This window comes from Burkholderia sp. Bp9031, from assembly GCF_003857965.1.
GTDB lineage: Bacteria > Pseudomonadota > Gammaproteobacteria > Burkholderiales > Burkholderiaceae > Burkholderia > Burkholderia ambifaria_A.
Genome location: NZ_QTPW01000005.1, coordinates 62,650 through 86,206, shown reverse-complemented (window position 1 = coordinate 86,206; position 23,557 = coordinate 62,650). Strand labels below are relative to the sequence as shown.

Here is a 23,557-nt window from a genome sequence, read left to right as displayed (position 1 = left end):
CCATGGAACTGTCGTTGAACCTGAAAACGAAGGCCGCCCGGATGCTCGCGGCCGCGAGCCTCGCCGGCCCGCTCGCCGGCTGCGCGTGGTTCGCGCCGAACGGCGAGCCGCCCGCGATGCCGTCGCCCGCGCATTACGGCGCCGCGCCGCAAGTGCAGCAGACCGTCGCCGCGCAAGGCGTCGCGCAGCAGTTCGAGGTTGGTGCGCAACCCGTGCCCGACTGGTGGACGCAGTACCGCTCCGATACGCTGAACGCGCTCGTCGACGAAGGGCTGCGCAACAGCCCGACGCTCAGCGCGGCGTCGCATTCGCTCGATGCCGCGCGCGAGCAGCTGCACGGACAGATCGGCAGCTCGATGCTGCCGTCGATCGACGCGGGCGGCCAGGCCACGCGCCAGCGCGCGCTCGGCGTGCCGATCCCCGCGCTCGGTGCGCCGACACTGCTATACGACACGTTCGTCGGGCAACTGCAGGCGAGCTATACGATCGACCTGTTCGGCGTGTCGCGCTTCGCAAACCGCGCGCTCGCGAAACGCGTCGATGTCAGCGCATTCCAGCTCGAATCGGCGCGGCGCGCGCTCGCCGCGAACATCGTCACCGCGTCGATCACGGTGTCGGTGCTCAACGCGCAGATCGCGACGACCGAACGGCTCGTGGCGCTCGCGAACGACCAGGCGCACGACGCGCAACGCCGCTACGCGCTCGGCTCGGCGTCGCACAGCGACGCGCTGAACGCGCGGCAAAGCGCGGACACCTTCGCCGCGAGCCTGCCCGCGCTGCGCCAGCAGCGCGACTCGGCGCGCCACGCGCTCGCGGTGCTGGTCGGCCGCACGCCCGACCGGCCGCCCGCCGACCTCACGCTCGCCGATCTGCACCTGCCCGAGCAGGTGCCGGTAGTCGTGCCGTCGGACCTGCTGCAAAGTCGCCCCGACATCCAGGCGGCCGATGCGGGGTTGAAGGCGGCCGCCGCCGAAGTCGGCCTCGCGACCGCGCAGATGTTCCCGCAACTGTCGCTGTCGGCCGCCATGGGCAAAGGCGGCTTCAGCTGGCCGACGATGCTGTCCGGCGCCGGCACGATCTGGAACGTCGGTGCGTCGCTGAGCCAGCCGATTTTCCACGGCGGCGCGCTGCTCGCGCAGCGCCGTGCGGCGAAGTCGACCTACGAAGCTGCAGCCGACCAGTACAAGCAGACCGTGCTCGCCGCGTTCCAGAACGTCGCCGATTCGCTCGCGGCGCTCGAGCATGACGCAGAAGCGCTCGACGCGTCATCCCGCGCCGCGCTGTCCGCGCGCGGCGCGTACGACGATGCAGCCGCCCGCGTGCGGCTCGGCGCGTTGCCGCCGTCGGCCGCGCGCGCAAGCGAGCTGCAGTACCGCAACGCACGGCTCGACGAGATCCGCGCGACCGGCGCGCGGTTCGCGGATACCGCGCGGCTCTACCAGGCGATGGGCACGCCGCCGGTCGATTCGACCGGCAACGCCGCCAAGACCGGGAATGCCGGGAAAGCCAGGAAAGCCGACACGGCCGGCAGCGCTGAGCAAAACGCCCTCGGCGCCCAGGCGCGCATGGTCGCACCCGACGCGCCGCCGTCACCGCAGTAACGCGCGCCGTTCTTCATGCGCATGGCGCGCGGGCCCGCCCCGCGCGCCGGTCTGCAATCTTCCGCTTGACCCTCACGTAGCGTAACGTTCGAGACTCCAGTGTGCGCACCGAACGGAGGACACCATGCGGCTGAAAGTGGGAGAGCTGGCGAAACGTAGCGGACTGACCGTTCGCACGCTTCATCACTATCACGCGATCGGCCTGCTGACGCCTTCGGCGCGTGCCGACAACGGCTACCGGCTGTACGACCACCACGACATCGCCCGGCTCCACCAGATCCAGGCTTTGCGTCGCTTCGGCCTGTCGCTCGCCGAAATCGGCGACTACCTGAACCAGCCCGACGCCCCGCTCGTCGAGCTCGTCGAGCTCGTCGCGAAACAGATCGCGTCGCTCGACCGCCAGCTCGCGCAGACCGCGCAGCTGCGCGAGCGGCTCGTGCACCTGCATGCGCAACTGGCCGCGGGCACGGAGCCGGAGCTGGCCGATTGGCTCACCACACTGGAGTTGATGACCGTGTACGACAAATATTTTTCCGAGGAAGAACTCGCGCGCCTGCCGATGTACCGCAAGAGCCAGAAAACGGCGACGCGGAATGGATCGCGCTGGTCGGCGACGTGCAGGCGCTGCATGACGCGGGCGTGCCGGCCGAAGACGCGCACGTGCGGGCACTGGCCGACCGCTGGATGACGCTGCTCGTGCGCGACACGAACAACGATCCGCGGATGCTGGCGAAGCTGCCCCTGATGCACGAACGCGAGCCGGCGATGCAGTCGCAGATCGGCATCTCGACTGCGTTGCGCGACTACGTGCTCAAAGCGGTGGCCGAAACCAAGATGCGGATCTTCGAGCAGTATCTCGCGCCGGACGAGATCCGCTTCATGCGCGCGCACTACGGCGAGCGCGCGATGGAATGGCCGCAGTTGATGGCGGACGTGCGCGATGCGATCGACGCTGGCGCGCAGCCCGATTCGCCGGAAGCCCGCGCACTCGCGCAACGCTGGCTCGAGCTGTTCTGCAGCTATGCAGGCCGCGATCCGGCCACGCACGCGAAATTCCGTCAGGCGATGATGACCGAGCCGGCGCTGACGAAGGATTCGTGGGTCGACGACACGCTGATCGGCTTCGTGCGGGAGGCGATGGCACAGCTTGTGCCGGCGCGTTGAGCGCATAACACCGAGGCGGTGCGTGACAGTGGCGCGCGACGCCCGAACGTGCCTTTCGTTCAGCGATCCCGATGGCCATCACATCGACCGGACCAAGCCCGCCGGCCCCTGCGCTCACCGCTCGCGCATCCCGAGCCCGAGCGCCTTCATCCGCCGGTACAGCGTGCGCTCGCTCATCCCAACCTGCTCGGCGAGCGCCTTGCGCGTACCCTCGAACGTGCTCGCGATCCGCACGAGCTCCGCGTCCGACACGCCGCGCGCATCGGCCACCCGGGTTTGTGGCGCCGCCGCTGCCGCGACCAGCTCGGCCGGCAGATGCTCGACACGAATCGTCCCGTCGTCCGCGAACAGGCACGCGCGTTCGAGCACGTTGCGCAGCTCGCGGATGTTGCCCGGCCATGCATACGCATCGAGGCACGCACGCGCACGCTCGGTCAGCACGAACGGCCGCGCGCTCGCGTCGCCCGCGCCGGCACGCGCATTCGCGATCCGCCGCAGGATCGATTCGGCCAGCAGCGCGACGTCGCCGCGCCGCTCGCGCAGCGCGGGCAGCGGAATCGGAAACGCGTTGATCCGGTAATAGAGGTCCTGACGGAACCGGCCGTCATCGATCATCTCGCGCAACGGCTTGTGCGTCGCCGCGACGAGCCGGAAATCCGCGCGCAGCGCCTCGACGCCGCCGACGCGCCGGAACGTTCCCGATTCGATCAGCCGCAGCAGCTTCACCTGCATCGGCAGCGGCACGTCGCCGATCTCGTCGAGAAACAGCGTGCCGCCCTGCGCAGTCTCGACGAGGCCCGGCTTGCGCTGGTTCGCACCGGTAAACGCGCCCTTCTCGTAGCCGAACAGTTCGCTCTCGAACAGCGTCTCGGCGATGCCCGAACAGTCGACGACCACGAACGGCCCCATGGCACGCTCGCTCGCCTCGTGCAGCGCCCGCGCGAACAGTTCCTTGCCGGTGCCCGATTCGCCGAGCAGCAGCACCGGCAGCATCGACGGCGCGACCCGCTGCAGCGCGCCAAGCGCCGCGTTGAACGCGTCGGCACCGCCGACGAGCCCCTCCGCGCTCGGCTGCGCGGACGCGCTGCGCACCGTCGTCAGCCGCTCGACGTACGCCATCACGTCGCCGCGCGCATCGACGATCGGCCGCAACTCCACGTCGACGTGCTCGGGGCCGCGCGGCGTATGGTGAATGTGCAGCACGCGGTTCAGGCTGCGCGACTCGAGCGCCTGCTTCATCGGGCAATGCTCGCCGGCCTGGTCGCACGGCACGTCGTAGTGATGCGAGACCTGGAAGCAGCGCCGGCCCACGTGCTCGACGCCCGCCACGCCGAACTGGCGCCGGTACGCATCGTTCGCCGCGAGGATGCGGTAGTCGGGATCGAGGACGATCATCGGCTGCGGATCCTGTTCCAGATACGCGACAAGCGCGCGCACGTCGGGCATCGGGTCGGGAAAACGTGCGGGAACGATCGGAATGGTGTCGTGCGGATTCATGGGTCGGGCTCGAGAACGGATGGCCGGACGAACTGCCAGGCCGACTGCCAATTCTGCCACGACACTGCCAGACATGGCAGTCCGCACTGGCAGCACGCCGCCGGCCGTGCCCGCCGCGTACCGCGAGCGCGCCGAAAATCCGAACCGAATCAAGCATTTGCCCGATCGTCCGGCGTCGCGGCACCGACTGGCACGCTTCTTGAACATGGGATCCCCGATTGCAGATGCAGAACCCCATCGAGGACATCCCGTGAGCCATGCCCCCATGCTGTCTGTCGAAGGCTTTTTCGACCCGGCGACCCACACCGTCAGCTATCTGCTGCTCGAAACCGAGAGCCGCGCATGCGCGCTGATCGACAGCGTGCTCGACTACGACCCGAAATCCGGCCGCACGCGCACCGCCAGCGCCGACCGGCTGATCGCGCGCGTCGCCGAACTCGGCGCGACCGTCCACTGGCTGCTGGAAACGCACGTGCACGCCGACCATCTGTCGGCCGCGCCGTACCTGAAGGCGCACGTCGGCGGACAGATCGCGATCGGCTCGCACGTGCGCCGCGTGCAGCACGTGTTCGGCGCGCTGTTCAACGCCGGCCCCGGCTTCGCGCAGGACGGCAGCCAGTTCGACCGCCTGCTCGACGACGGCGACACGCTCGCGCTCGGCGCGCTGACGATCCGCGCGCTGCACACGCCGGGCCATACGCCCGCGTGCCTGACCTACTGCGTCGACGATGGCGCGCAGCGCGCGGCGTTCGTCGGCGACACGCTGTTCATGCCCGACTACGGCACAGCCCGCTGCGACTTCCCGGGCGGCGACGCACGCACGCTGTACCGCTCGATCGCGCGCGTGCTGGGCCTGCCGCCCGACACGCGCCTGTACCTGTGCCACGACTACCAGCCGGGTGGCCGCGACGTGCAATTCGTGACGACCGTCGCCGAGCAGCGCCGCACGAATGTGCACGTGAAGGACGGCGTGACCGAGGACGATTTCGTCGCGATGCGCACCGCACGCGACGCGACACTCGACATGCCGGTGCTGATGCTGCCGTCCGTGCAGGTGAACATGCGCGCCGGCCGCCTGCCCGAGCCCGAAAACAATGGCGTGCGCTACCTGAAGATCCCGCTCGACGCGATCTGAGCCGCCGCCCCGACCGGAGAAACCCCGACATGACCATCCGCACGCTGACCGACCTGCTGTCGGTCTCGCCCCAGATCACCGCGACCGACCTGCCCGCGCTGCACGCGGCAGGCATCCGCGCGATCATCTGCAACCGCCCGGACGGCGAAGGCGCCGACCAGCCGACCGTCGCCGAGATCCGCGCGGCCGCGGCCCCGCTCGGCATCGCCGTGCATTACCTGCCCGTCGACACCGGCAAGGTCACCGACGACCAGGCTGCGCAGTTCGGCGCGCTCGTCACGACGCTCGCCGGCCCGGTCCTCGCGTACTGCCGCAGCGGCACGCGCTCGGCGACGCTGTGGGCGCTGTCGCATGCCGGCCTGCGTCCGCTGAACGACATCGTCGCGACGGCCGCCGCCGCCGGCTACGACCTCAGCGCACTCGCGGCGCGCCTCGCGCAAGGCGGCCGGTACGCCGCGCCGGCCGTCGACGCGCGGCACGACATCGTGATCGTCGGCGCGGGCGCGGCCGGCGTCGCGGTCGCATCGAGCCTGCTTGCGCGCGACGCATCGCTCGATATCGCGGTGATCGACCCGGCCGATACCCACTACTACCAGCCGGGCTGGACGATGGTCGGCGCGGGCGTGTTCCGGCCCGCGACAACCGCGCGCCGGATCGCCGACCTGCTGCCGCGTGGCGTGAAATGGATCCAGGCGGCCGTCGCCGGCTTCGAACCCGACGCGCATACGGTCGTGCTCGATGGCTGCCGGCGCATCGGCTACCGCAAGCTGGTCGTGTGTCCGGGGCTCAAGCTCGACTGGCACGCGATCGACGGCCTCGCGGAAACGCTCGGCCGCAACGGCGTCACGTCGAACTATCGCTACGATCTCGCGCCGTACACGTGGGAACTGGTGCAAGCGTTCCGCGGCGGCGATGCGCTGTTCACGCAGCCGCCGATGCCGATCAAGTGCGCGGGCGCGCCGCAAAAGGCGATGTACCTGTCGTGCGATCACTGGCGGCGCACGGGGCGCCTCGGCGCGGCGAACGTCGAGTTCCTGAATGCGGGTGGTGCGCTGTTCGGTGTCGCCGACTACGTGCCTGCGCTGATGGAGTACGTGAAAAGCTACGACATCGCGCTATCGTTCGGCCACAACCTCGTCGCGATCGACGGACCGGCGCGACGCGCGACGTTCAGGCGCACGCTGCCCGACGGCGGAACCGAAACCGTCGAGCGTTCGTTCGACATGATCCACGTCGTGCCGCCGCAGAAGGCGCCCGATTTCGTGCGCGCGAGCCCGCTCGTCGACGCGGCCGGCTGGATCGACGTCGATCCGGCAACGCTGCGGCACAAGCAGTTCGCGGACATCTTCGCGCTCGGCGACGTCACCAACACCACCAACGCGAAAACCGCCGCGGCGGCCCGCAAGCAGGCGCCCGTCGTCGCGCACAACCTGCTCGCGTCGCTGGGCCGCGCACATGGCGATGCCGCGTACGACGGCTACGGATCGTGCCCGCTCACCGTCGAGCGCGGCAAGATCGTGCTCGCCGAATTCCTGTACGGCGGCAAGGTCGCGCCCACCTTCCCCGCGTGGCTGATCGACGGCAGGCGTCCGTCGCGGCTCGCGTGGCTGCTCAAGGAGCGCGTGCTGCCGCCGCTCTACTGGAAGGCGATGCTCAAGGGCCGCGAATGGCTCGCGAAACCCGCGATCGCACGTTGACCGGAACCCGATGACACCATGCTGATTTCCCTCGTACTCGGCGGCTTCGTCGGTGCCGTGCTCGGCCTCACCGGCGCGGGCGGCGGCATTCTCGCGGTGCCCGCGCTCGTCGTCGGGATGGGCTGGCCGATGCAGCAGGCCACGCCCGTCGCCCTCGTCGCGGTCGCGGGCAGCGCCGCGCTCGGCGCGCTCGAAGGGTTTCGCCACGGGCTCGTGCGCTATCGCGCGGCGCTGCTGATGGCCGTGGCCGGCGTGCCGCTCACGACGCTCGGCGTGCGGCTCGCGCACGTGCTGCCGCAACGCGTGCTGCAGGCGCTGTTCGCGCTGACGATGCTGGTTGTCGCGGGCCGCCTGCTGCGGCAGGCGCTGCGCCACGCGCCCGGCGACACGGCCGAATCGCCGCTGTGCGTCGGCCGCGTGAACCCCGATACGGGCCGCCTCGTGTGGTCCTGGCCGGTCGGGCTCGCGCTCGCGTCGACCGGTGCGGTGACGGGGCTGATGACCGGGCTGCTCGGGGTCGGCGGCGGCTTCGTGATCGTGCCAATGCTGCGCAAGTTCACGAACGTGTCGATGCACGGCGTGGTCGCGACGTCGCTGATGGTAATCGCGCTGGTCGGCACCGGCGGCGTGTTCGCGACGCTCGTGTCGGGCACGCGCGCGTCGCTCGACATGATGCTGTGGTTCACGGTCGCGACCGCGATCGGGATGGCCGCCGGCCGCCACGCATCCCGGCGCCTGTCCGCGCGGCACGTGCAGGCCGGCTTCGCGGCCGTGCTCGTCTGCGTGGCGCTCGGGCTGCTGGCCAAAGCGGTGTTCGCCGCATAAGCCATCCAAGCCGCGTCAGCCACGCGCAGCGCGACCCGCCAAACGAAACGCCCGGCCCGACTCGTCGTCGGCACCGGGCGTTTTTCGTTGCGTCGATAACCTGTGCGTGTGCGTCAGGTGGCGAACGCGGCCATCCGCTTGCGTTCCTGACGCAGCATCACGAAGTTCGCGATCACGACGCCGGCCGTCACCGCGACGATGAACAGCGTCGCGAGCGCGTTCATCTCAGGGTTCAGGCCGAGACGCACGCGCGAGAACACGACGAGCGGCAGCGTCGTCGAGCCGGGGCCCGACAGGAACGCCGACAGCACGAGGTCGTCGATCGACAGCGTGAACGACAGCAGCCAGCCCGCGATCAGCGCCTGCGAGATCAGCGGCAGCGTGATCGTGAAGAACACCTTCAGCGGCGTCGCACCCAGGTCGAGCGCGGCTTCCTCGAGCGACGGGTTCAGCTCGCGCACGCGCGACTGCACGATGATCGCGACGTACGAGATGCACAGCATCACGTGGCCGAGCCAGATCGTGAACACGCCACGCTCGGCCGGCCAGCCGATCCACTTCGCGAGCTCGATGAACAGCAGCAGCAGCGAGATCCCCTGGATCACCTCGGGGATCACGAGCGGCGCGTTGATCATCCCGCTGAACAGCGCAAAGCCGCGAAAGCGCCCCATCCGCGCGAGCACGAAGCCGGCCCACGTGCCGATGAACACCGACGCGAACGCGGTCAGCACGCCGATCTTCAGCGACAGCCATGCGGCCGTCAGCAGCTCGTCGTCCTCGACGAGCGCCGAGTACCAGCGGAACGAGAAACCCGACCACACGGTGACGAGCTTCGACTCGTTGAACGAATAGACGATCAGGCTGATGATCGGGATGTACAGGAACGCGAAGCCGGCAAACAGCGCCGCAAACTGCAGGTAACGATTCGGCTTCATCGACGGCGGCCCTCCTGCTCCTTCGCCTGGAAGTGCTGGAACATCGCCATCGGCACGAGCAGCAGCAGCACCATCGCGCAGGTCACGGCCGATGCCATCGGCCAGTCTGCGTTGTTGAAGAACTCGTTCCACATCACGCGACCGATCATCAGCGTGTTCGCGCCGCCGAGCAGCTCGGGAATCACGTACTCGCCGACCGCCGGAATGAACACCAGCAGGCAGCCCGCGATGATCCCGTTCTTCGACAGCGGCAGCGTGATCTGCACGAACGCCCGCCACGGCTTCGCGCCGAGGTCGTACGCGGCTTCGAGCAGGCGCAGGTCCATCTTCACGAGGTGCGCATACAGCGGCATCACGAGGAACGGCAGGTACGAATACACCATCCCGATGTACACCGCGTAGTTCGTGCGGTACAGCTCGATCGGCGTATGCGTCAGGCCGATCCACATCAGGAAGTTGTTCAGGAGCCCGTTGTTCTTCAGGATCCCGATCCATGCGTACACGCGGATCAGGAACGACGTCCAGAACGGCAGCATCACGCCCATCATCAGCAGGTTGCGGGTCGCCGGGTTCGAACGCGCGATGTAGTACGCCATCGGATAGCCGATCAGCAGGCAGAGCAGCGTCGTGATCGCCGCGACCACCACCGAATTCACGTAGGTCGCGAAATACAGGCTGTCGGTGAGCAGGAACGCGTAGTGCGACAGGTTCAGCGCGATGTGCACCACGCCGTCCGTGTACGACGCAAGCTCCGTGTACGGCGGGATGCCGAGCTGCAGCTCGGCGAAGCTGATCTTCACGACCAGCACGAACGGCACGAGGAAGAACAGCACGAGCCACGTGTACGGCCCCGCGACGACCGCCGAGCCGCCGGTCAGGTTGAAGCGCCGCACGGGCCAAGCGAGCAGGGACTTGAGCGCGTTCATGACGTCAGCACCACGCCTGCGGTCGCGCTCCAGCGCACGTAGATCTCGTCGCCGAGCACCGGCGTGTCGAGCTCGGAAATCGCGAGGCTCGACACGTTCGCGATCACCGTCTTGCCCGCGTCGAGCTTCACGTGATACAGCGAATAGCCGCCCATGTACGCGACGTTGCTGATCCTGCCGCGTGCCCAGTTGAACGCGCCTTCGGGCGGCTTGCGCGTGAGCGCGATCCGCTCGGGGCGCACCGACACCGTGACCGGCATCCCGAGCGGGCCCGAGATCCCGTGGCTCACGTACAGCCGGCTCGGCAACTCCGGCGATTCGATGGTCACGTGATCGGGTTCGTCCTCGACGGTCACGCCGTCGAACAGGTTCGTCGAGCCGATGAACTCGGCCGAGAAACGGCTGTTCGGATATTCGTAGACTTCGTTCGGCGAGCCGATCTGCACGATCTGGCCTTCGCTCATCACGGCGAGCCGGTTCGCCATCGTCATCGCCTCTTCCTGGTCGTGCGTGACCATGATGCAGGTGACGCCGACCTTCTTCAGGATGTTGACGAGCTCGATCTGCGTGCGCTGGCGGATCTGCTTGTCGAGCGCCGACATCGGCTCGTCGAGCAGCAGCACCTTCGGACGCTTCACGAGCGAACGCGCGAGCGCGACGCGCTGCTGCTGGCCGCCCGACAACTGATGCGGCTTGCGCTTCGCGTACTTGCTCATCTGCACGAGCTCGAGTGCCGCGGCGACGCGCTCCTTCAGCTCGGCCTTCGGCGTGCCTTCCTGCTTCAGGCCGTATGCGACGTTCGATTCGACCGACATGTGCGGGAACAACGCATACGACTGGAACATCATGTTCACCGGCCGCTTGTACGGCGGCATCTGCGCGAGGTCCTCTCCGTCGATCAGGATCTTGCCCGACGTGATCGTCTCGAGGCCCGCGAGCATCCGCAAGAGCGTCGACTTGCCGGAGCCCGAGCTGCCGAGCAGCGCGAACAGTTCGCCCTGGCGCACCGTCAGGTTCACGTTGCGCACCACTTCGGTCTCGCCGAATTTCTTGACGACGTCGACGATCTGGACAAAGTTCTCGGCGCGCGTATCGGCGCCGGACGAAGGAACGAAAGACGGCGCGCCCGCGACCGGCGCGCCCGACTGGCTATTCATGATGTGCTGCTTCTCTCCTGCGTTTGACGAACAAAGCCCCCGGGGACACCAGGGGCTTCATGACTGCTGGGGAACACCGGCTCGCGTCAGCGGCCCGATTTCAGCTCGGTCCACAGACGCGTCTGCAGACGCTGGATTTCAGGCGGCAGCGGCTTGAGCAGGAACAGCGTCTTCACGACGTCGGCCGGCGGATAGACGGCCGGATCGTTCGCCACGTCCGGCCGCACGTACTTGCGGGCCTCGGCGTTCGCGCTCGGGTAGTACACGGCGTTCGTGATCGCCGCGTGCACCTTCGGATCCTCGATGTAGTTGATCCATTGCAGCGCGGCTTCCTTGTTCTTCGCGTCCTTCGGGATCGTCATCACGTCGAACCAGACCGGCGCGCCGCCCTTCGGAATGTAGTACTCGACCTTGTACGGCTTCTTCGCTTCGATCGCGCGATGCTTCGCGATCACGACGTCGCCCGACCAGCCGAACGCGAAGCAGATGTCGCCGCCGACCAGGTCGTTGATGTAGCCCGACGAGTTGAACTGCGTGATGTACGGGCGGATCTTCTTCAGCACTTCCATCGCGGCCTTGTAGTCGGCCGGGTTCGTGCTCATCGGATCCTTGCCGATGTAGTGCAGCGCCGCCGCGAACATCTGGTCCGGCGCGTCGAGCACCGACACGCCGCAGGTCTTCAGCTTCGAGAGGTTTTCCGGCTTGAACAGGATGTCCCAGTTGTCGAGCGGAACCTTGCCGAGCGCCTGCTGCGCCTTCGTCAGGTTGTATGCGAGACCGGTCGTGCCGTATGCCCAGGGCACCGCGTACTTGTTGCCCGGGTCGGCGCCTGCGACGAGCGCCATCAGTTGCGGATCGAGGTACTTGAGGTTCGGCAGCTTCGACTTGTCGAGCGGCGTGAAGATGCCGGCCGCGATCTGCTTGCCCGCGTAGTTGCTGGTCGGCACGACGATGTCGTAGCCCGAGCTGCCCGTCAGCAGCTTCGCCTGCAGCGTGTCGTCGCTGTCGTAGTTGTCGTAGCGAACCTTGACGCCCGTCTGCTTCTCGAAGTTCGGGATCGTGTCCTTCGCAATGTAGTCCGACCAGTTATAGACATTGAGCTGCGTATCCTTCGCCGCTGCCGCCGATGCACCCACGCACAGCGCGAGCGCTGCGAACCGGCCCACTACCTTTGCTTTCATCCCGTTCTCCCTCCGGCCGGACCTTGTGTCCGGCTGCCGTCTGCCTCGTCATGGCGGCGCATTCTGGCGCGCCGCCCCTCGAAAACCCCGAAAACTACCATCATTCGCGCGCCGTCACAAAAAAATCATGCCGGTGTCGCGCAAACGGAACAGATTCCCGCCGCGAGCCGCTCTGGCGGCCCTCACGACGGGGCGTTCCGGGGGAATTCTATCGGGTAATCCGCGGCTGTCCATCAGGAAAAGAAAGCGATGGCGAAACCGACCGGACGAGCGGCCATCATGCCACCGGCATCGCGGCCGGGCCGCGTCACGCCGATGCATTAAAATGGCGCCCTGACGATTTCACTGCGCGAACCCTTCCGATGGCCTCCAATCTCCACGACCTGCCCGACAGCCCCTGCATCGGCGTGTGCTCGACGCTCTTCGACGAAGTCTGCAAGGGCTGCGGCCGCACGGCCGCCGAAGTGTCGAACTGGGTGTTCCTGAGCGACGACGAAAAACGCGCGGTGTGGGCGCGCATCACGCGGGAGGGCACCGCGATGCGTTTTCAGTACGACAAGCTGTAAATCCGCCGCACAAAAAAAGAGCGGCATGCCGACTGCCATGCCGCCAACCCCAACTCTGTTCTTTGCCGCGCGCGCCTAGAACTTCATCCCGACGCCCACGCCGACGATCAGCGGATCGATGTGCAGCGTGCCGATGCCCTTGTCGCCGAGCGTCGCATCGGTGCTCATCCAGATCTTCTTCACGTCGACGTTCATGAACACCTTCTTCGTCAACTGCACGTCGACGCCGAACTGCAGCGCCGGACCGAAGCTGCTCTTGTTGATCGACACGCCCTCGCCGCCGACGTTGAGCCCGTTGTTGTAGAAGTACGTGTAGTTCAGGCCCGCGCCGACGTACGGACGCACCTTGCCGGCATGATTGAAGTGGTACTGCAGCAGCAGCGTCGGCGGCAGCACGCCCACGCCGCCGAGATTGCCGAGGCTCGACGTCATCTGGTGCCGCGACGTGGCGAGAATCAGTTCCACGCCTAGGTAGTCGCGGATCATGTAGGTGAAGTCGAGCTCCGGCACGATCGCGTTGTTCACGCCGGTGTTGATCGCACCGAGCGTGTCGCTCGCGCGCTCGTTCGGCTGGATGCTGATCGCGCGCAGCCGGACCAGCACGTCACCCTGGTTGATGCCGTCGCCCGGCGACGCCGCGTGCGACAGCGAAGGCATCGCGGCGAGGCTCGACGCGATGGCGGCAGCGGTGACACATGTTCGAATCGTTTTGTGCATGGTACGGACCCTTGAAGAATGTATTCCATTCTCCCTGTAGGGTCTTTTTGACATCTTGATATCCGTCAAGCCAGCGTAAACATCGGGCGGTTTGTCGCAGGCTCCGCCGCGCGGCCCGTCAGCAGCAGATCGAGCAGATCGTGCACGCTGCGGATCGCGTTGCCGAACGGCAGCGCTTCACGGCCGCGGAAGAACAGGCCGTTCGCGACGTCGCCGCGCAGTGCGGCCGCGAGCCGCGTGTCGATGCAGAAATGGCCGAACTTCTCGATGCCGTCGCGCAGCCCACACACGCTCAGGCATTCGAGCGCGGTCGGGCAGCGCTGCTTGAACGCGCCGAGCTTGTTGCGAATGCGCGTTTCGTTGCGCAGGTAGCGATCGAGCCACGGGGTCTTCACCGCGCGCGCCGGCAGCCCCGTCACGCTGACGAATTCGACGATGTCGTCGGGCAGCGCATCGGCCAGCACGCGCTTGAAGTTCGGATGCGCGTCGCCCTCTTCCGTCACCGCGAACGGCGTGCCCACCTGCACGCCGTTCGCGCCGGCCGCGAGCGCCGCGCGCACCGTGTCGTGGCTGTTGATCCCGCCCGCGACGATCAACGGGATCGCGTCGCGCGCAAGGCCGAGCGATGCCATCACCTGCGCGGTCTCGTCGAGCACGCGTGCGAAATCGAAGCGCGCATCGTGCATGTCGTCGATCTGCGTGACGCCGAGGTGGCCGCCCGCATGCGCGGGATGCTCGATCACGATTGCATCGGGCAGCCGCCCCTTCTTCATCCACTTCTTCAGCACCAGCGCGATGCCGCGGCTGTCCGACAGGATCGGGATCAGCGCAATGTCATGGCCTTGCGTGAGGTCGGGCAGATCGAGCGGCAAGCCCGCGCCCATCACGATCGCATCGGCGCCTTCGTCGCACGCGACGCGCACGTAGTCCGCATGCGCGCTCACCGCCTTCATCACGTTGACCGCGATCATCCCGCGCCCTTCGCTGTAGGTCTTCGCGAGACGAATCTCGCGCGCGAGCGCTTCGAGGTTCGCGGCCTCGAGCGTCGCACGATCGGGATTCGCGCGACAGCGCGCGAGCAGGTCCGCATGATGGTGGCGCAGGTCGATACTGGCGATCGTGCCGAGCGCACCTTCGCGCGCGACGCTGCCGGCGAGGCGGTGCGCGGAGATGCCGACGCCCATGCCGCCCTGAACCACGGGCAGCAACGTGCGGCCGCGAATCGTGAGCGGCGGGAAGGAAGTGCGTGCGGTCATCTGAACCTCGTCGAAACATCGGAAATCGGAAACGCGATGATCGACGATCCACCGGCGCACACCTTGACGGCCGTCAATAAAAAAACGGCACGCGAGCGTGCCGTTGCGGGTCGTGCGGCGTGAAACGCTCAGCCCTGGCTCGCCGGCTTGAGCTGCATCGACTTGTACTCGAGATACTCTTCGAGCCCGTACACGCCGTTCTCGCGGCCGTGTCCCGACTGCTTGTAGCCGCCGAACGGCGCGGCACCGTTCCACGTGCCACCGTTGATGTCGACCTGCCCCGTGCGGATGCGCCGCGCGACGCGCATCGCGCGTTCGTCGCTGCCCGCCCACACCGCGCCGCCGAGCCCGTACGGCGAATCGTTCGCGATCCGCACCGCTTCGTCTTCGTCGCGATACGTGATGATCGACAGCACCGGCCCGAAGATCTCTTCCTGCGCGATCGTCGATTTCGGATCGACGCGGCCGAACACCGTCGGCTTCACGAAGAAGCCCTTCGCGAGCCCTTCCGGCAGGCCCGTGCCGCCCGTCACGAGCTCCGCGCCGTCGTCGATGCCGCGCTGGATGTACGCCTGCACGCGCTGCTGCTGCACGGCCGAGGCGAGCGCGCCGAGGCGTGTCGTTTCCTGACGCGGATCGCCCGCGACATACGCTTCGGCCGCGGCCTTCGCAATCTCGCGCGCCTCGTCGTAGCGTGCCTCCGGCACCAGCATTCGCGTGTGCGCCGAACAGGTCTGGCCCGCGTTCAGGTAGCACGCGTTGACCGTACCCTTCACCGCCGTCGCGAAATCGGCATCGTCGAGGATCACCGACGCCGACTTGCCGCCCAGTTCGAGCGCGACGCGCTTCACGCCCGCTGCCGCGAGTTCGGCCACGCGCTTGCCGGCACGCGTCGAACCCGTGAACGACACCATGTCGACGTCCGGGTCGGTTGCCAGGACCTCGCCGACGACCGGGCCATAGCCGCACACGAGGTTGAACACGCCCGGCGGCAGGCCCGCCTCATGAATCGCTTCGGCGAGCATGAACGCGTTGAGCGGCGCGACCTCGGACGACTTCAGGACGACCGTGCAGCCGGCCGCGAGTGCCGGTGCGACTTTCAGCGTGACCTGGTTGAGCGGATAGTTCCACGGCGTGATCGCCGCGACGACGCCGACCGGTTCGCGCACGACCAGCGAGTTGCCGACCGTCGCCTCGAATTCGAACGATTCGGCGAGCTTCGCGTACGCCTTCCAGTTGTAGATCGGGCCGCCGACCTGGATCGCGCGCGACAGCTTGATCGGCATCCCGACTTCGCCGGTGATCGACTGCGCGAGTTCCTCGCTGCGCGCCTGCAGGCGCTCGACGATCTTGCGCAGGTAGCCTGCGCGCGTCGCGGCCGGCGTCGCGGCCCACGCATCGAATGCCGCGCGCGCCGCACGGATCGCGTCCTGCGCGTCCGACGCGACGCCTTCGGGAATCCGGCCGATCACGGCCTCGGTACCCGAGTCGATCACGTCGATCGTGCCCGTTCCGGCCGGTTTGCGCCACGCGCCGCCGATGTAGAACTGATCGTAGATTTTCATCGCTTCCTGTCTCCCGGAAAACGGCCATTCTAGCGAGTGTGACGCGGCACGGCGATCACTCGGAACGAGACCACCGGCGCCGCCGAACGGTCCACCGGCACACCGGCGGCACGCGCGCCGGACGCACGCTTCGCGCGGCTGCGTCATCCGCGCCACGCCGTCGCACCAGGTGGCCCGCATCGTGCTATGTTTTTAGTATCGGCGCCGGCCGCTGCACGCCGCGCCACCTGGAATCGATGCCTTCGTGAGCGCTGCCATGACCGACGCATCCCGTACCCTCGGCTCGCAAGATCGCCTGGAGCTGCTGTGCTGGCTCACCTGCGGCAATCTCGGCGCGTTTTACCTGAATGAATCCTGGCCGGACGCGTCGTTCCAGGTGCAGGCCGCGCACCGCTGGCTAGACCGCCATCACCGGCAGTCCGACTGGCTCGCGATCGCGAAGCTGGCCGCGCTGGCGCAGGACATCGCCAAGCGGCACGCCGGCTTCGTCGACGCATCATGGGCACGCGACGCGGTCGAGGAAATCGTCGATACCGACGATCTCGACTACCGGGCGAAACTCGTGCAATGGGTGTACGAAGACTGCTGCAAGGCGCTCGCCGACAAGCGGCTGGCCGACTGACCGCTCCCGCATGCGCGCGCGCCGGTACGCGCCGTCACGCTATCGGCAACCGCTGCGTCGACTTCAACTGCCGCAACGACAGGTTCGAGCGGATGCTCAGCACGCCCGGCAATTTGCGCAGCACCCTTTCGACGAAGTGACTGTAGTCGTCCAGATCGGCGGCCACCACCTGCAGCAGGAAATCCGCTTCGCCGGTCGTGTTGTCGCACGCAAGCACGTTGGGGCTCGCCTGGATCAGGCGCTCGAACTCGGCCGTCACCTCCTCGCTGTGCTGCGTGCAGACGATCTGCACGAACGCCATCACGCCGAACCCGAGCTTTCTGCGATCGAGCCGCGCGTGATAGCCCGCGATCAGCCCCGCTTCCTCCAGCCGCCTGAGCCGGCGCCAGCAGGACGTCTCGCTCAGCGAGAACGCTTCGGCGAGTCGCGCATTCGACACGCGCCCGTCCTGCTGGAGCATGTCGAGCATGCCGCGATCGATCCTGTCCAGTTGTTCCATGAAAGCTCCTTGCGGCAATCGCGCGATGGTCGCAAGGCTATCCCAAAAATATCCGTTTCTCAATCGCAAAACGAAAGATAAATCCACTTCTGCGCGGCTATAGTGAAAGAGTCATTCGATCCAGGAGGAGATAGTGAAAGCAGTCGTTTATGAAGCATTTGGCGCGGCGCCGCGGTTGATGAACGTCGACGATCCGACGCCGGCACCCGACGGCGTCGTGATCGAAGTGAAGGCGACCGGCGTGTGCCGCAGCGACTGGCACGGCTGGATGGGGCACGATCCGGACATCGTGCTGCCGCATGTGCCGGGCCACGAACTCGCAGGCGTCGTGGTCGCGACGGGTGCGGCGGTCACGCGCTGGAAGGCCGGCGATCGTGTCACGGTGCCGTTCGTCGGCGGCTGCGGCCACTGCCCGGAATGCCACTCGGGCAACCAGCAGGTATGCGAGCAACAGTTTCAGCCCGGCTTCACGCACTGGGGCTCGTTCGCCCAATACGTCGGCATCCATCACGCGGACCTGAATCTCGTGCGACTGCCCGATGCGCTCGATTTCCCGACCGCGGCGAGCCTCGGATGCCGCTTCGTGACGTCATTTCGCGCGGTGGTCGACCAGGGTCGCACGTCGGCCGGCCAGTGGGTCGCCGTGCACGGCTGCGGAGGCGTCGGTTTGTCGGCGATCATGATCGCGAACGCGATCGGTGCGAACGTCGTCGCGATCGACATTTCGGACCAGGCGCTCGCACTCGCGCGATCGGTCGGCGCAGCGGCGACCGTCAATGCGTCGCAAGTCGCCGACGTTGTCGATGCGGTGAAGGAGATCACGCGCGGCGGCGCACACGTGTCGCTCGATGCACTCGGGCACCCGACCACCTGCTTCAATTCGATCAGCAATCTGCGCCGCCGCGGCAAGCATGTGCAGGTCGGGCTGATGCTCGGCGAGCATGCGACGCCGGCCGTGCCGATGAGCAAGGTCATCGCGCACGAGCTGGAGATTCTCGGCAGCCACGGGATGCAGGCGCATCGTTACGACGCGATGCTCGACATGGTGCATGCCGGCACGCTCGCGCCGAACCGGTTGATCGGCAAGGAAATCAGTCTCGGCCAGTCGATCGATGCGCTGATGAACATGAACCGGTTCGAAGGCGCCGGCGTGACGGTCGTGACGGATTTTTCGGGCTGACGGCGGCTGGACGTTACCGCCGGCGATGGTGGCAATCTGCTTCCGCCGCCATCGCACGTTTCTCTTCCGCAGTTTGCGCACGCATCGACTCGACGTGCGCGAACGATACGCGACGCCGGCTTACAACAGCGACTTTCCTTGCGCCAGCACCTTGTCGCAGATCTGCCTGGTGACCTGCTGCTTCAGCCCGCCGCCGCTCAGGTCGAGCTTGCTGCCGTTGCCGGCGTCGAGGATCCCGCTTGCTCCGCTCGTATAGCCGCTGTCGGACGATGCGTTGCCGCCGAGCTTGCCCATCAGCGCATCCTTCACCGACGATGCGCTGCCGGACGCGCCGCCGAGATAGTTGTTCTGGATGCAGAACTGCAGCAGCCCCGCGACGTTGCCCGTGCTGCCCGACATCAGCGACGACGCACCGCCGCCGCCCGTCAGCGCGCCACCGAGGCCGCCGAGACTGCCCAGCGCGCCGCCAGCGCTGCTGCCCGAGTCGCCGCCGCCGACCTGCTTCAGCACATCGCCAAGCTGCGCATGCGCGACCGAAAACGGCGCGAGCAATCCGATCAGCGCGCCGGCAACGGTCGCGCGGTATAGACGTGCGTTCATGTGAAGCCTCCTTGTAGTGACTTGGTGACTGTGTGAGTACCGCGATTCGAATCAAAGCATACTCAATCGACCGCCCCACGACAGCCTCGACACGGACGCGAAACGTCAGGCATGGTGATATCGGCGGCGATTTGACAATGCTTGACGGGGAATGCGACGCGTACTCGCGATCCATCCGAGCCGTCTTGCCATCATTTCCGGCGGGGTCGTGCCGATCCAGTAACAGCGAGCGCCCCGATACGAAAAAGCCCGCCAGGCTTCCACCTGGCGGGCTTCCGGTACATCAGGTCGGGCATGACCGCCCGGGCACTTACTCCTGCCCCTGGCTCGTCAGGAAATCCTCGTAGTTCCCGCCGAAGTCGAACAGCGTGCCGTCCGTCTTCACTTCGATGATCCGGTTCGCCAGCCCGCTCACGAACTCACGGTCGTGGGACACGAAGATCAGCGTGCCTTCGAACTGCTCGAGCGCGATCTGCAGCGACTCGATCGATTCCATGTCCATGTGGTTGGTCGGCTCGTCCATCAGCAGCACGTTGTGGCGGCCGAGCATCAGCTTGCCCCAGATCATGCGGCCCTTCTCGCCGCCCGACAGCACCTTCACCGACTTCTTGATGTCGTCCGACGAGAACAGCAGGCGACCCAGCGTGCCGCGCACCATCGTCTCGTCATCGCCGTCCTTGCGGTACTGGTCGATCCAGTCCATCAGCGTGATGTCGTTCGGGAACTCCTCGTACGTGTCCTGCGGCATGTAGCCGACATTCGCGTTCTCGGACCATTTCACCGTGCCGTGGTCGAGTGCCAGCGCGCCGAGCAGCGAGCGCAGCAGCGTCGTCTTGCCCGCACCGTTCTCGCCGATGATCGCGATGCGCTCGCCCGGCTGAACCGACAGGTTGAAGTTCTGGAAGATCGTGCGCTCGTACTTCTTCGTGATGTCTTCGGCGACCACTGCGACGTTGTGCAGCTTCTTCTCGAACTCGAAGCGGATGAACGGGTTCTGGCGCGACGACGGCTTGAATTCCTCGATCTTGATCTTGTCGATCTGCTTCGCGCGGCTCGTTGCCTGGCGGGCCTTCGACTTGTTCGCCGAGAAGCGGCGCACGAAGTCCTGCAGCTCGGCCACGCGCTCCTTCGCGCGCGCGTTCGCCGCGGCCTGGCGCTCGCGCGCCTGTGCCGATGCGAGCATGTAGTCGTCGTAGTTGCCCGGCCAGACCTTCAGCGTACCGAAGTCCATGTCGGCCATGTGCGTGCACACCGAATTCAGGAAGTGACGATCGTGCGAAATGATGATCATCGTCGAGTTGTACTCGTTGAGCGTGTGCTCGAGCCAACGGATCGAGTTGATGTCGAGGTTGTTGGTCGGTTCGTCGAGCAGCAGCACGTCCGGCTTCGAGAACAACGCCTGCGCGAGCAGCACGCGCAGCTTCCAGCCCGGCGCGACGTCGGCCATCGTGCCGTTGTGGAACTTCTCCTCGATGCCGATGCCGAGCAGCAGCGCGCCCGCACGCGCCTCGGCGTCGTAGCCGCCGTATTCGGCGAACTTGCCTTCGAGCTCGGCCGCGTGCATGTAGTCGTCGTCCGTGGCTTCCGGGTTCGCGTAGATCGCGTCGCGCTCGGTCATCGCGGCCCACATCTCGGTGTGGCCCATCATCACGACGTCGAGCACGCGCACGTCTTCATACGCGAACTGGTCCTGGCGCAGCTTGCCGAGACGCACGTTCGGCTCCAGCGCGACGTTCCCGGCGCTCGACTCGAGGTCGCCGCCGAGGATCTTCATGAAGGTCGACTTGCCACAGCCGTTCGCGCCGATCAGACCATAGCGGTTGCCCTCTCCGAATTTGACCGAGATATTCTCGAACAAGGGCTTCGGCCCGAATTGCATCGTGATGTTGGCAGTAGAAAGCACGGCAGGTCCCGTAAGAGAGAAATCGACGGAAAACCGTGTATTTTAGCAGGTGTCGGAGAAACTGCCGACCGCGCTGTTCCGGCCCCGCCAGCCGGCCCGCTGCACGCGGCACCGGCACCTCTGCGGCGGGCGCCGTCACTTGCCGGACTTCGCCGCCGCCTTCTGTGCCGCCTTGGCCTTCATCTGCCCGAACAGCTCCGAGCACGGCACGTCGCGGTTGTTGCTCGGTGCGATCAGCGGGATCAGCGCCGCGAACGGGTTGATCAGCCCGAGTCCGACCATCGCGCCTGCGCGCAGCGCGAGCGCACCCGCGTCGACGCCAACTTTCGGGTTCTTGAACGTGCCCTTCGCGTACAGCGGCGAGCGCAGCGAGAAGATCCGGAATCCCTTCGTGTGCGGATGGATCTTCAGGTCGAGCGATTCGTCGCGCAGGTTGATCGGGCCATCGACGTTGATCAGCGCGTCGTCGGTATCGAGCGCGAACACCTTCGGGTCGAGGATGCCGTTGGTCGCGGTGAAGTCGATCGCCGCGCAATTGATGTTCACGTCGCGGTTGCCGAACAGCTTCTCGTAGACGACGTTCGCGACGTTCAGCCCCGCCGCCTCCATCAGCAGGCGGCTGATGCGGCCGTCCGTGATGAGCGCCTTCACCTCGCCGTTCGACGTCGCCGCGAGCGCGGCCGGCGAATTGCCCGTCGCAGAGAGCGACGCGTCGCCGTTGATCTCGCCGAGCGCGGTCTGCATCACCTTCTGCGTCGGGAACAGCTGCTTGAGCTTCAGGTGCCGCGCGGCCACCGTGAAGCGGCCCTTGAGCGGCGCGCCGCTGCCGTCCAGATGCGCGGTCGTCGCGAGCGTGCCGCCCGCGACGCCAAACTGCAGCGGTTCGAGCGTCAGTACGCCGTCCTGCATCACGATGTGCGTGTACAGGTTGGTGATCGGCAGGTTCGCGCTCTTGATCAGCTTGCGGCCCGTGAACTTCACGTCCGCGTCGATCGCGCGCCAGCGGTCGGTACGGAACGTCTCCACCGGCAGCACGCGGTCCGTCGGCTGGCGCGTCGTGTCGCCGCGCTTGGCCTTGCTCGCGGCCGTGTCGGCCCCGATCACCGGTGCGAGATCGGAGAACTGCAGCAGGTTCGACACGAGTTCGCCCGACAGCTTCGGCCGTGGCTCGCGCTGCGCCCAGGTAAGCGTGCCGCCGAGATCGCTGCCGCCGACGCGGCCGTTGAAGTTCTCGTAGCGGAACGTGCTCGCGTGCGGCTTGAAGTTGCCGATCAGGCGCCCTTCGGTCGCATACGGCGGCGTGTCGGGCAGCGTGATGCCGGTAATCTGGTAGAGGTGCGACATCGACGTGCCCTGCAGCCACAGCCGCAGGTCGATCGCCGCGAGATGCATCGGATCGGTCAGCGTGCCGACGATCGCGAGCCGCGTGTCGCCAGCCTTCACGTCGGCCTGCAGCGGGAACGGCTGCGTCGCTTTCTCGATCGCCAGCACGCCGCCCACCTTGCCGGTGCCGCTGATCGGTACGTTCTTGTAGCGGCCATCGACCTTGAGGCCGAACGCATACGTCGGGCCCGACGGCTTCGCGGGCACCGCGGCACCGGATGCACCGCTCGCACCGGATGCACCGCTCGCACCGGATGCCGGCACGGCCATCGATGCGGAGGAAGCCTGCGTAGCCGCGGAAACGGCTGCCGCCCCCGATGCGGCCATGGATGTCGACGCCGCGCTCGCGGCCTGCGCCGCCGACGCGCCCGATGCAGCCTCGGCACTTGCCTTCGCGCTCAGTTGCGCGGCGCCGCGCTTGCCGACGCGCTGCGCAGACGCCGCGCGCGACGTTTGTTCCTGCTCCTTCAGCACGTCGCCGAGCGGGATCGGCTGGCCGAGCGTGTCGATCGCGATCGTGAGATCGGCCTTGGTGATCGCATCGCGATAGACGACGGTGCCCTTCGCGAACCCGAAGCTGTCGAGCCGAACCTTCCATGTCGACGGCTGTCCCGATTGCTTGAACTGGAAGGTCCACGTATTGCGGCCGTCGGCGAGTCGCTCGAGGTCGACCGCTGGGTTGACGACGTCGATCGACGGAATGACGATCTCGTGCGCGAGGAGCGGCAGGACGGCGAGATCGAAATGCGCGGCATCGAGCGTGACGAACTTGGGGCCTTTCGCCCAGTCGGGATTGCCGATCTCGAGTTGCGTTGCGGAGAGGCTCGGCCAGGGCACCCATGCGCGCCAGCCGGTTTCGCCGTCGGGGCGGCGCCAGTCGACCTTGAGATCGCCGTTGATCGCGAACGGGCGGCCGAGTGCACCACTCACCTGCTCATTGACCCACGGCTTCGCGCGGTTCCAGTCGAACGTGAAGATAAAGATGCCGGCTGCCGCGATGATCAGTGCGACGATACCGACGATCCATGCAGCCGATTTGCCGATGGCTCGGGCTAGCGTCATGGCGGTTCCGTTGTTGTTCTGCAGAGTTTGCGCGCCATGTCGGGCCACTTGCGTGAGTGAATGAAGCACGACACCGGCGGCTTTTC

At 67.0% G+C, this 23,557-nt stretch carries 19 protein-coding genes and 1 pseudogene; 8 read left to right on the top strand and 12 right to left on the bottom strand.

The window, feature by feature from the left end:
• The first annotated feature begins 2 nt into the window (after positions 1-2).
• Together DIE15_RS08705 and DIE15_RS08700 are read left to right on the top strand one after the other, a co-directional pair.
• A complete protein-coding gene (locus DIE15_RS08705) occupies positions 3-1,601 on the top strand; it encodes an efflux transporter outer membrane subunit (RefSeq protein ID WP_124832976.1) in 1,599 nt (532 codons plus the stop codon).
• A 124-nt stretch (positions 1,602-1,725) separates the two neighbouring features.
• A pseudogene (locus DIE15_RS08700) lies at positions 1,726-2,765 on the top strand (MerR family transcriptional regulator).
• A gap of 114 nt (positions 2,766-2,879) precedes the next feature.
• On the opposite strand, the gene DIE15_RS08695 reads toward DIE15_RS08700, so the two are convergent.
• Positions 2,880-4,262, bottom strand: a complete 1,383-nt coding sequence (locus DIE15_RS08695; RefSeq protein WP_124832975.1) for a sigma-54-dependent Fis family transcriptional regulator — start codon at positions 4,260-4,262, stop codon at positions 2,880-2,882.
• Positions 4,263-4,527: 265 nt separating this feature from the next.
• Here DIE15_RS08695 and DIE15_RS08690 point away from each other — a divergent pair, with 265 nt between their 5' ends.
• From DIE15_RS08690 to DIE15_RS08680, 3 genes are read left to right on the top strand one after another with little or no spacing between them, the layout of a single operon-like run.
• Positions 4,528-5,397 (top strand): MBL fold metallo-hydrolase, encoded by an 870-nt coding sequence (locus DIE15_RS08690; RefSeq protein WP_409364295.1) that lies wholly within the window; start codon positions 4,528-4,530, stop codon positions 5,395-5,397.
• Positions 5,398-5,426: 29 nt separating this feature from the next.
• Positions 5,427-7,094: a bifunctional protein tyrosine phosphatase family protein/NAD(P)/FAD-dependent oxidoreductase gene (locus DIE15_RS08685; protein ID WP_124832973.1), complete on the top strand. Its 1,668-nt coding sequence runs from the start codon at positions 5,427-5,429 to the stop codon at positions 7,092-7,094.
• A gap of 18 nt (positions 7,095-7,112) precedes the next feature.
• Positions 7,113-7,919, top strand: a complete 807-nt coding sequence (locus tag DIE15_RS08680; protein WP_124832972.1) for a sulfite exporter TauE/SafE family protein — start codon at positions 7,113-7,115, stop codon at positions 7,917-7,919.
• Positions 7,920-8,032: 113 nt separating this feature from the next.
• On the opposite strand, the gene DIE15_RS08675 is transcribed toward DIE15_RS08680, so the two are convergent.
• The 4 genes from DIE15_RS08675 to DIE15_RS08660 form a co-directional block, all read right to left on the bottom strand.
• Entirely contained in the window at positions 8,033-8,854 is an 822-nt protein-coding gene (locus tag DIE15_RS08675; protein ID WP_124832971.1) for an ABC transporter permease subunit, read from the bottom strand.
• Positions 8,851-9,780 carry an ABC transporter permease subunit gene (locus tag DIE15_RS08670; protein ID WP_057928911.1) on the bottom strand — a complete coding sequence of 310 codons (930 nt, stop codon included), beginning with the start codon at positions 9,778-9,780 and terminating at the stop codon, positions 8,851-8,853. Before DIE15_RS08670 ends, DIE15_RS08675 begins: the two co-directional genes overlap by 4 nt.
• A complete protein-coding gene (locus DIE15_RS08665; RefSeq protein ID WP_057928910.1) occupies positions 9,777-10,937 on the bottom strand; it encodes an ABC transporter ATP-binding protein in 1,161 nt (386 codons plus the stop codon). The genes DIE15_RS08670 and DIE15_RS08665 overlap by 4 nt, the downstream gene beginning before the upstream one ends.
• Positions 10,938-11,023: 86 nt before the next feature.
• A complete protein-coding gene (locus DIE15_RS08660; RefSeq protein WP_057928909.1) occupies positions 11,024-12,118 on the bottom strand; it encodes a polyamine ABC transporter substrate-binding protein in 1,095 nt (364 codons plus the stop codon).
• 362 nt (positions 12,119-12,480) lie between these two features.
• On the opposite strand from DIE15_RS08660, the gene DIE15_RS08655 reads away from it, so the two are divergent.
• Positions 12,481-12,684 carry a DUF1289 domain-containing protein gene (locus tag DIE15_RS08655; protein ID WP_057928908.1) on the top strand — a complete coding sequence of 68 codons (204 nt, stop codon included), beginning with the start codon at positions 12,481-12,483 and terminating at the stop codon, positions 12,682-12,684.
• Between the two features lie 75 nt (positions 12,685-12,759).
• Here the strand turns inward: DIE15_RS08655 and DIE15_RS08650 are convergent, their stop codons facing one another.
• The 3 genes from DIE15_RS08650 to DIE15_RS08640 all read right to left on the bottom strand — a co-directional run bounded on the left by DIE15_RS08650 (position 12,760) and on the right by DIE15_RS08640 (position 16,222).
• Positions 12,760-13,401, bottom strand: a complete 642-nt coding sequence (locus DIE15_RS08650; protein ID WP_057928907.1) for an OmpW family protein — start codon at positions 13,399-13,401, stop codon at positions 12,760-12,762.
• A gap of 65 nt (positions 13,402-13,466) precedes the next feature.
• On the bottom strand, positions 13,467-14,657 hold the full coding sequence (locus DIE15_RS08645; RefSeq protein WP_124832970.1) for a nitronate monooxygenase family protein: 1,191 nt from the start codon (positions 14,655-14,657) through the stop codon (positions 13,467-13,469).
• Between the two features lie 128 nt (positions 14,658-14,785).
• Entirely contained in the window at positions 14,786-16,222 is a 1,437-nt protein-coding gene (locus DIE15_RS08640) for an aldehyde dehydrogenase family protein (protein ID WP_124832969.1), read from the bottom strand.
• Between the two features lie 256 nt (positions 16,223-16,478).
• Here DIE15_RS08640 and DIE15_RS08635 point away from each other — a divergent pair, with 256 nt between their 5' ends.
• Positions 16,479-16,844 carry a hypothetical protein gene (locus tag DIE15_RS08635; protein WP_057928905.1) on the top strand — a complete coding sequence of 122 codons (366 nt, stop codon included), beginning with the start codon at positions 16,479-16,481 and terminating at the stop codon, positions 16,842-16,844.
• A gap of 34 nt (positions 16,845-16,878) precedes the next feature.
• Here DIE15_RS08635 and DIE15_RS08630 read toward each other — a convergent pair whose 3' ends face one another.
• Positions 16,879-17,343, bottom strand: a complete 465-nt coding sequence (locus tag DIE15_RS08630; RefSeq protein WP_014896949.1) for an Lrp/AsnC family transcriptional regulator — start codon at positions 17,341-17,343, stop codon at positions 16,879-16,881.
• A gap of 133 nt (positions 17,344-17,476) precedes the next feature.
• Here DIE15_RS08630 and DIE15_RS08625 point away from each other — a divergent pair, with 133 nt between their 5' ends.
• Entirely contained in the window at positions 17,477-18,523 is a 1,047-nt protein-coding gene (locus DIE15_RS08625; protein WP_124832968.1) for a zinc-dependent alcohol dehydrogenase family protein, read from the top strand.
• Between the two features lie 120 nt (positions 18,524-18,643).
• Here the strand turns inward: DIE15_RS08625 and DIE15_RS08620 are convergent, their stop codons facing one another.
• The 3 genes from DIE15_RS08620 to DIE15_RS08610 all read right to left on the bottom strand — a co-directional run bounded on the left by DIE15_RS08620 (position 18,644) and on the right by DIE15_RS08610 (position 23,471).
• A complete protein-coding gene (locus DIE15_RS08620; RefSeq protein WP_057928903.1) occupies positions 18,644-19,123 on the bottom strand; it encodes a DUF2501 domain-containing protein in 480 nt (159 codons plus the stop codon).
• A 310-nt stretch (positions 19,124-19,433) separates the two neighbouring features.
• Complete coding sequence (locus DIE15_RS08615; protein WP_057928902.1) at positions 19,434-21,026, bottom strand: ABC-F family ATPase; 1,593 nt, start codon at positions 21,024-21,026, stop codon at positions 19,434-19,436.
• Positions 21,027-21,161: 135 nt separating this feature from the next.
• Positions 21,162-23,471 (bottom strand): AsmA family protein, encoded by a 2,310-nt coding sequence (locus DIE15_RS08610; RefSeq protein ID WP_124832967.1) that lies wholly within the window; start codon positions 23,469-23,471, stop codon positions 21,162-21,164.
• Between the last annotated feature and the right edge of the window lie 86 nt (positions 23,472-23,557).

Coding starts and splice junctions, on each gene's coding strand:
- DIE15_RS08660 (WP_057928909.1), bottom strand. CDS start 12,118: ATGAAAGCAAAGGTAGTGGGCCGGTTCGCAGCGCTCGCGCTGTGCGTG.
- DIE15_RS08685 (WP_124832973.1), top strand. CDS start 5,427: ATGACCATCCGCACGCTGACCGACCTGCTGTCGGTCTCGCCCCAGATC.
- DIE15_RS08690 (WP_409364295.1), top strand. CDS start 4,528: ATGCTGTCTGTCGAAGGCTTTTTCGACCCGGCGACCCACACCGTCAGC.
- DIE15_RS08610 (WP_124832967.1), bottom strand. CDS start 23,471: ATGACGCTAGCCCGAGCCATCGGCAAATCGGCTGCATGGATCGTCGGT.
- DIE15_RS08705 (WP_124832976.1), top strand. CDS start 3: ATGGAACTGTCGTTGAACCTGAAAACGAAGGCCGCCCGGATGCTCGCG.
- DIE15_RS08620 (WP_057928903.1), bottom strand. CDS start 19,123: ATGAACGCACGTCTATACCGCGCGACCGTTGCCGGCGCGCTGATCGGA.
- DIE15_RS08640 (WP_124832969.1), bottom strand. CDS start 16,222: ATGAAAATCTACGATCAGTTCTACATCGGCGGCGCGTGGCGCAAACCG.
- DIE15_RS08695 (WP_124832975.1), bottom strand. CDS start 4,262: ATGAATCCGCACGACACCATTCCGATCGTTCCCGCACGTTTTCCCGAC.
- DIE15_RS08645 (WP_124832970.1), bottom strand. CDS start 14,657: ATGACCGCACGCACTTCCTTCCCGCCGCTCACGATTCGCGGCCGCACG.
- DIE15_RS08635 (WP_057928905.1), top strand. CDS start 16,479: ATGACCGACGCATCCCGTACCCTCGGCTCGCAAGATCGCCTGGAGCTG.
- DIE15_RS08665 (WP_057928910.1), bottom strand. CDS start 10,937: ATGAATAGCCAGTCGGGCGCGCCGGTCGCGGGCGCGCCGTCTTTCGTT.
- DIE15_RS08670 (WP_057928911.1), bottom strand. CDS start 9,780: ATGAACGCGCTCAAGTCCCTGCTCGCTTGGCCCGTGCGGCGCTTCAAC.
- DIE15_RS08650 (WP_057928907.1), bottom strand. CDS start 13,401: ATGCACAAAACGATTCGAACATGTGTCACCGCTGCCGCCATCGCGTCG.
- DIE15_RS08680 (WP_124832972.1), top strand. CDS start 7,113: ATGCTGATTTCCCTCGTACTCGGCGGCTTCGTCGGTGCCGTGCTCGGC.
- DIE15_RS08630 (WP_014896949.1), bottom strand. CDS start 17,343: ATGGAACAACTGGACAGGATCGATCGCGGCATGCTCGACATGCTCCAG.
- DIE15_RS08675 (WP_124832971.1), bottom strand. CDS start 8,854: ATGAAGCCGAATCGTTACCTGCAGTTTGCGGCGCTGTTTGCCGGCTTC.
- DIE15_RS08655 (WP_057928908.1), top strand. CDS start 12,481: ATGGCCTCCAATCTCCACGACCTGCCCGACAGCCCCTGCATCGGCGTG.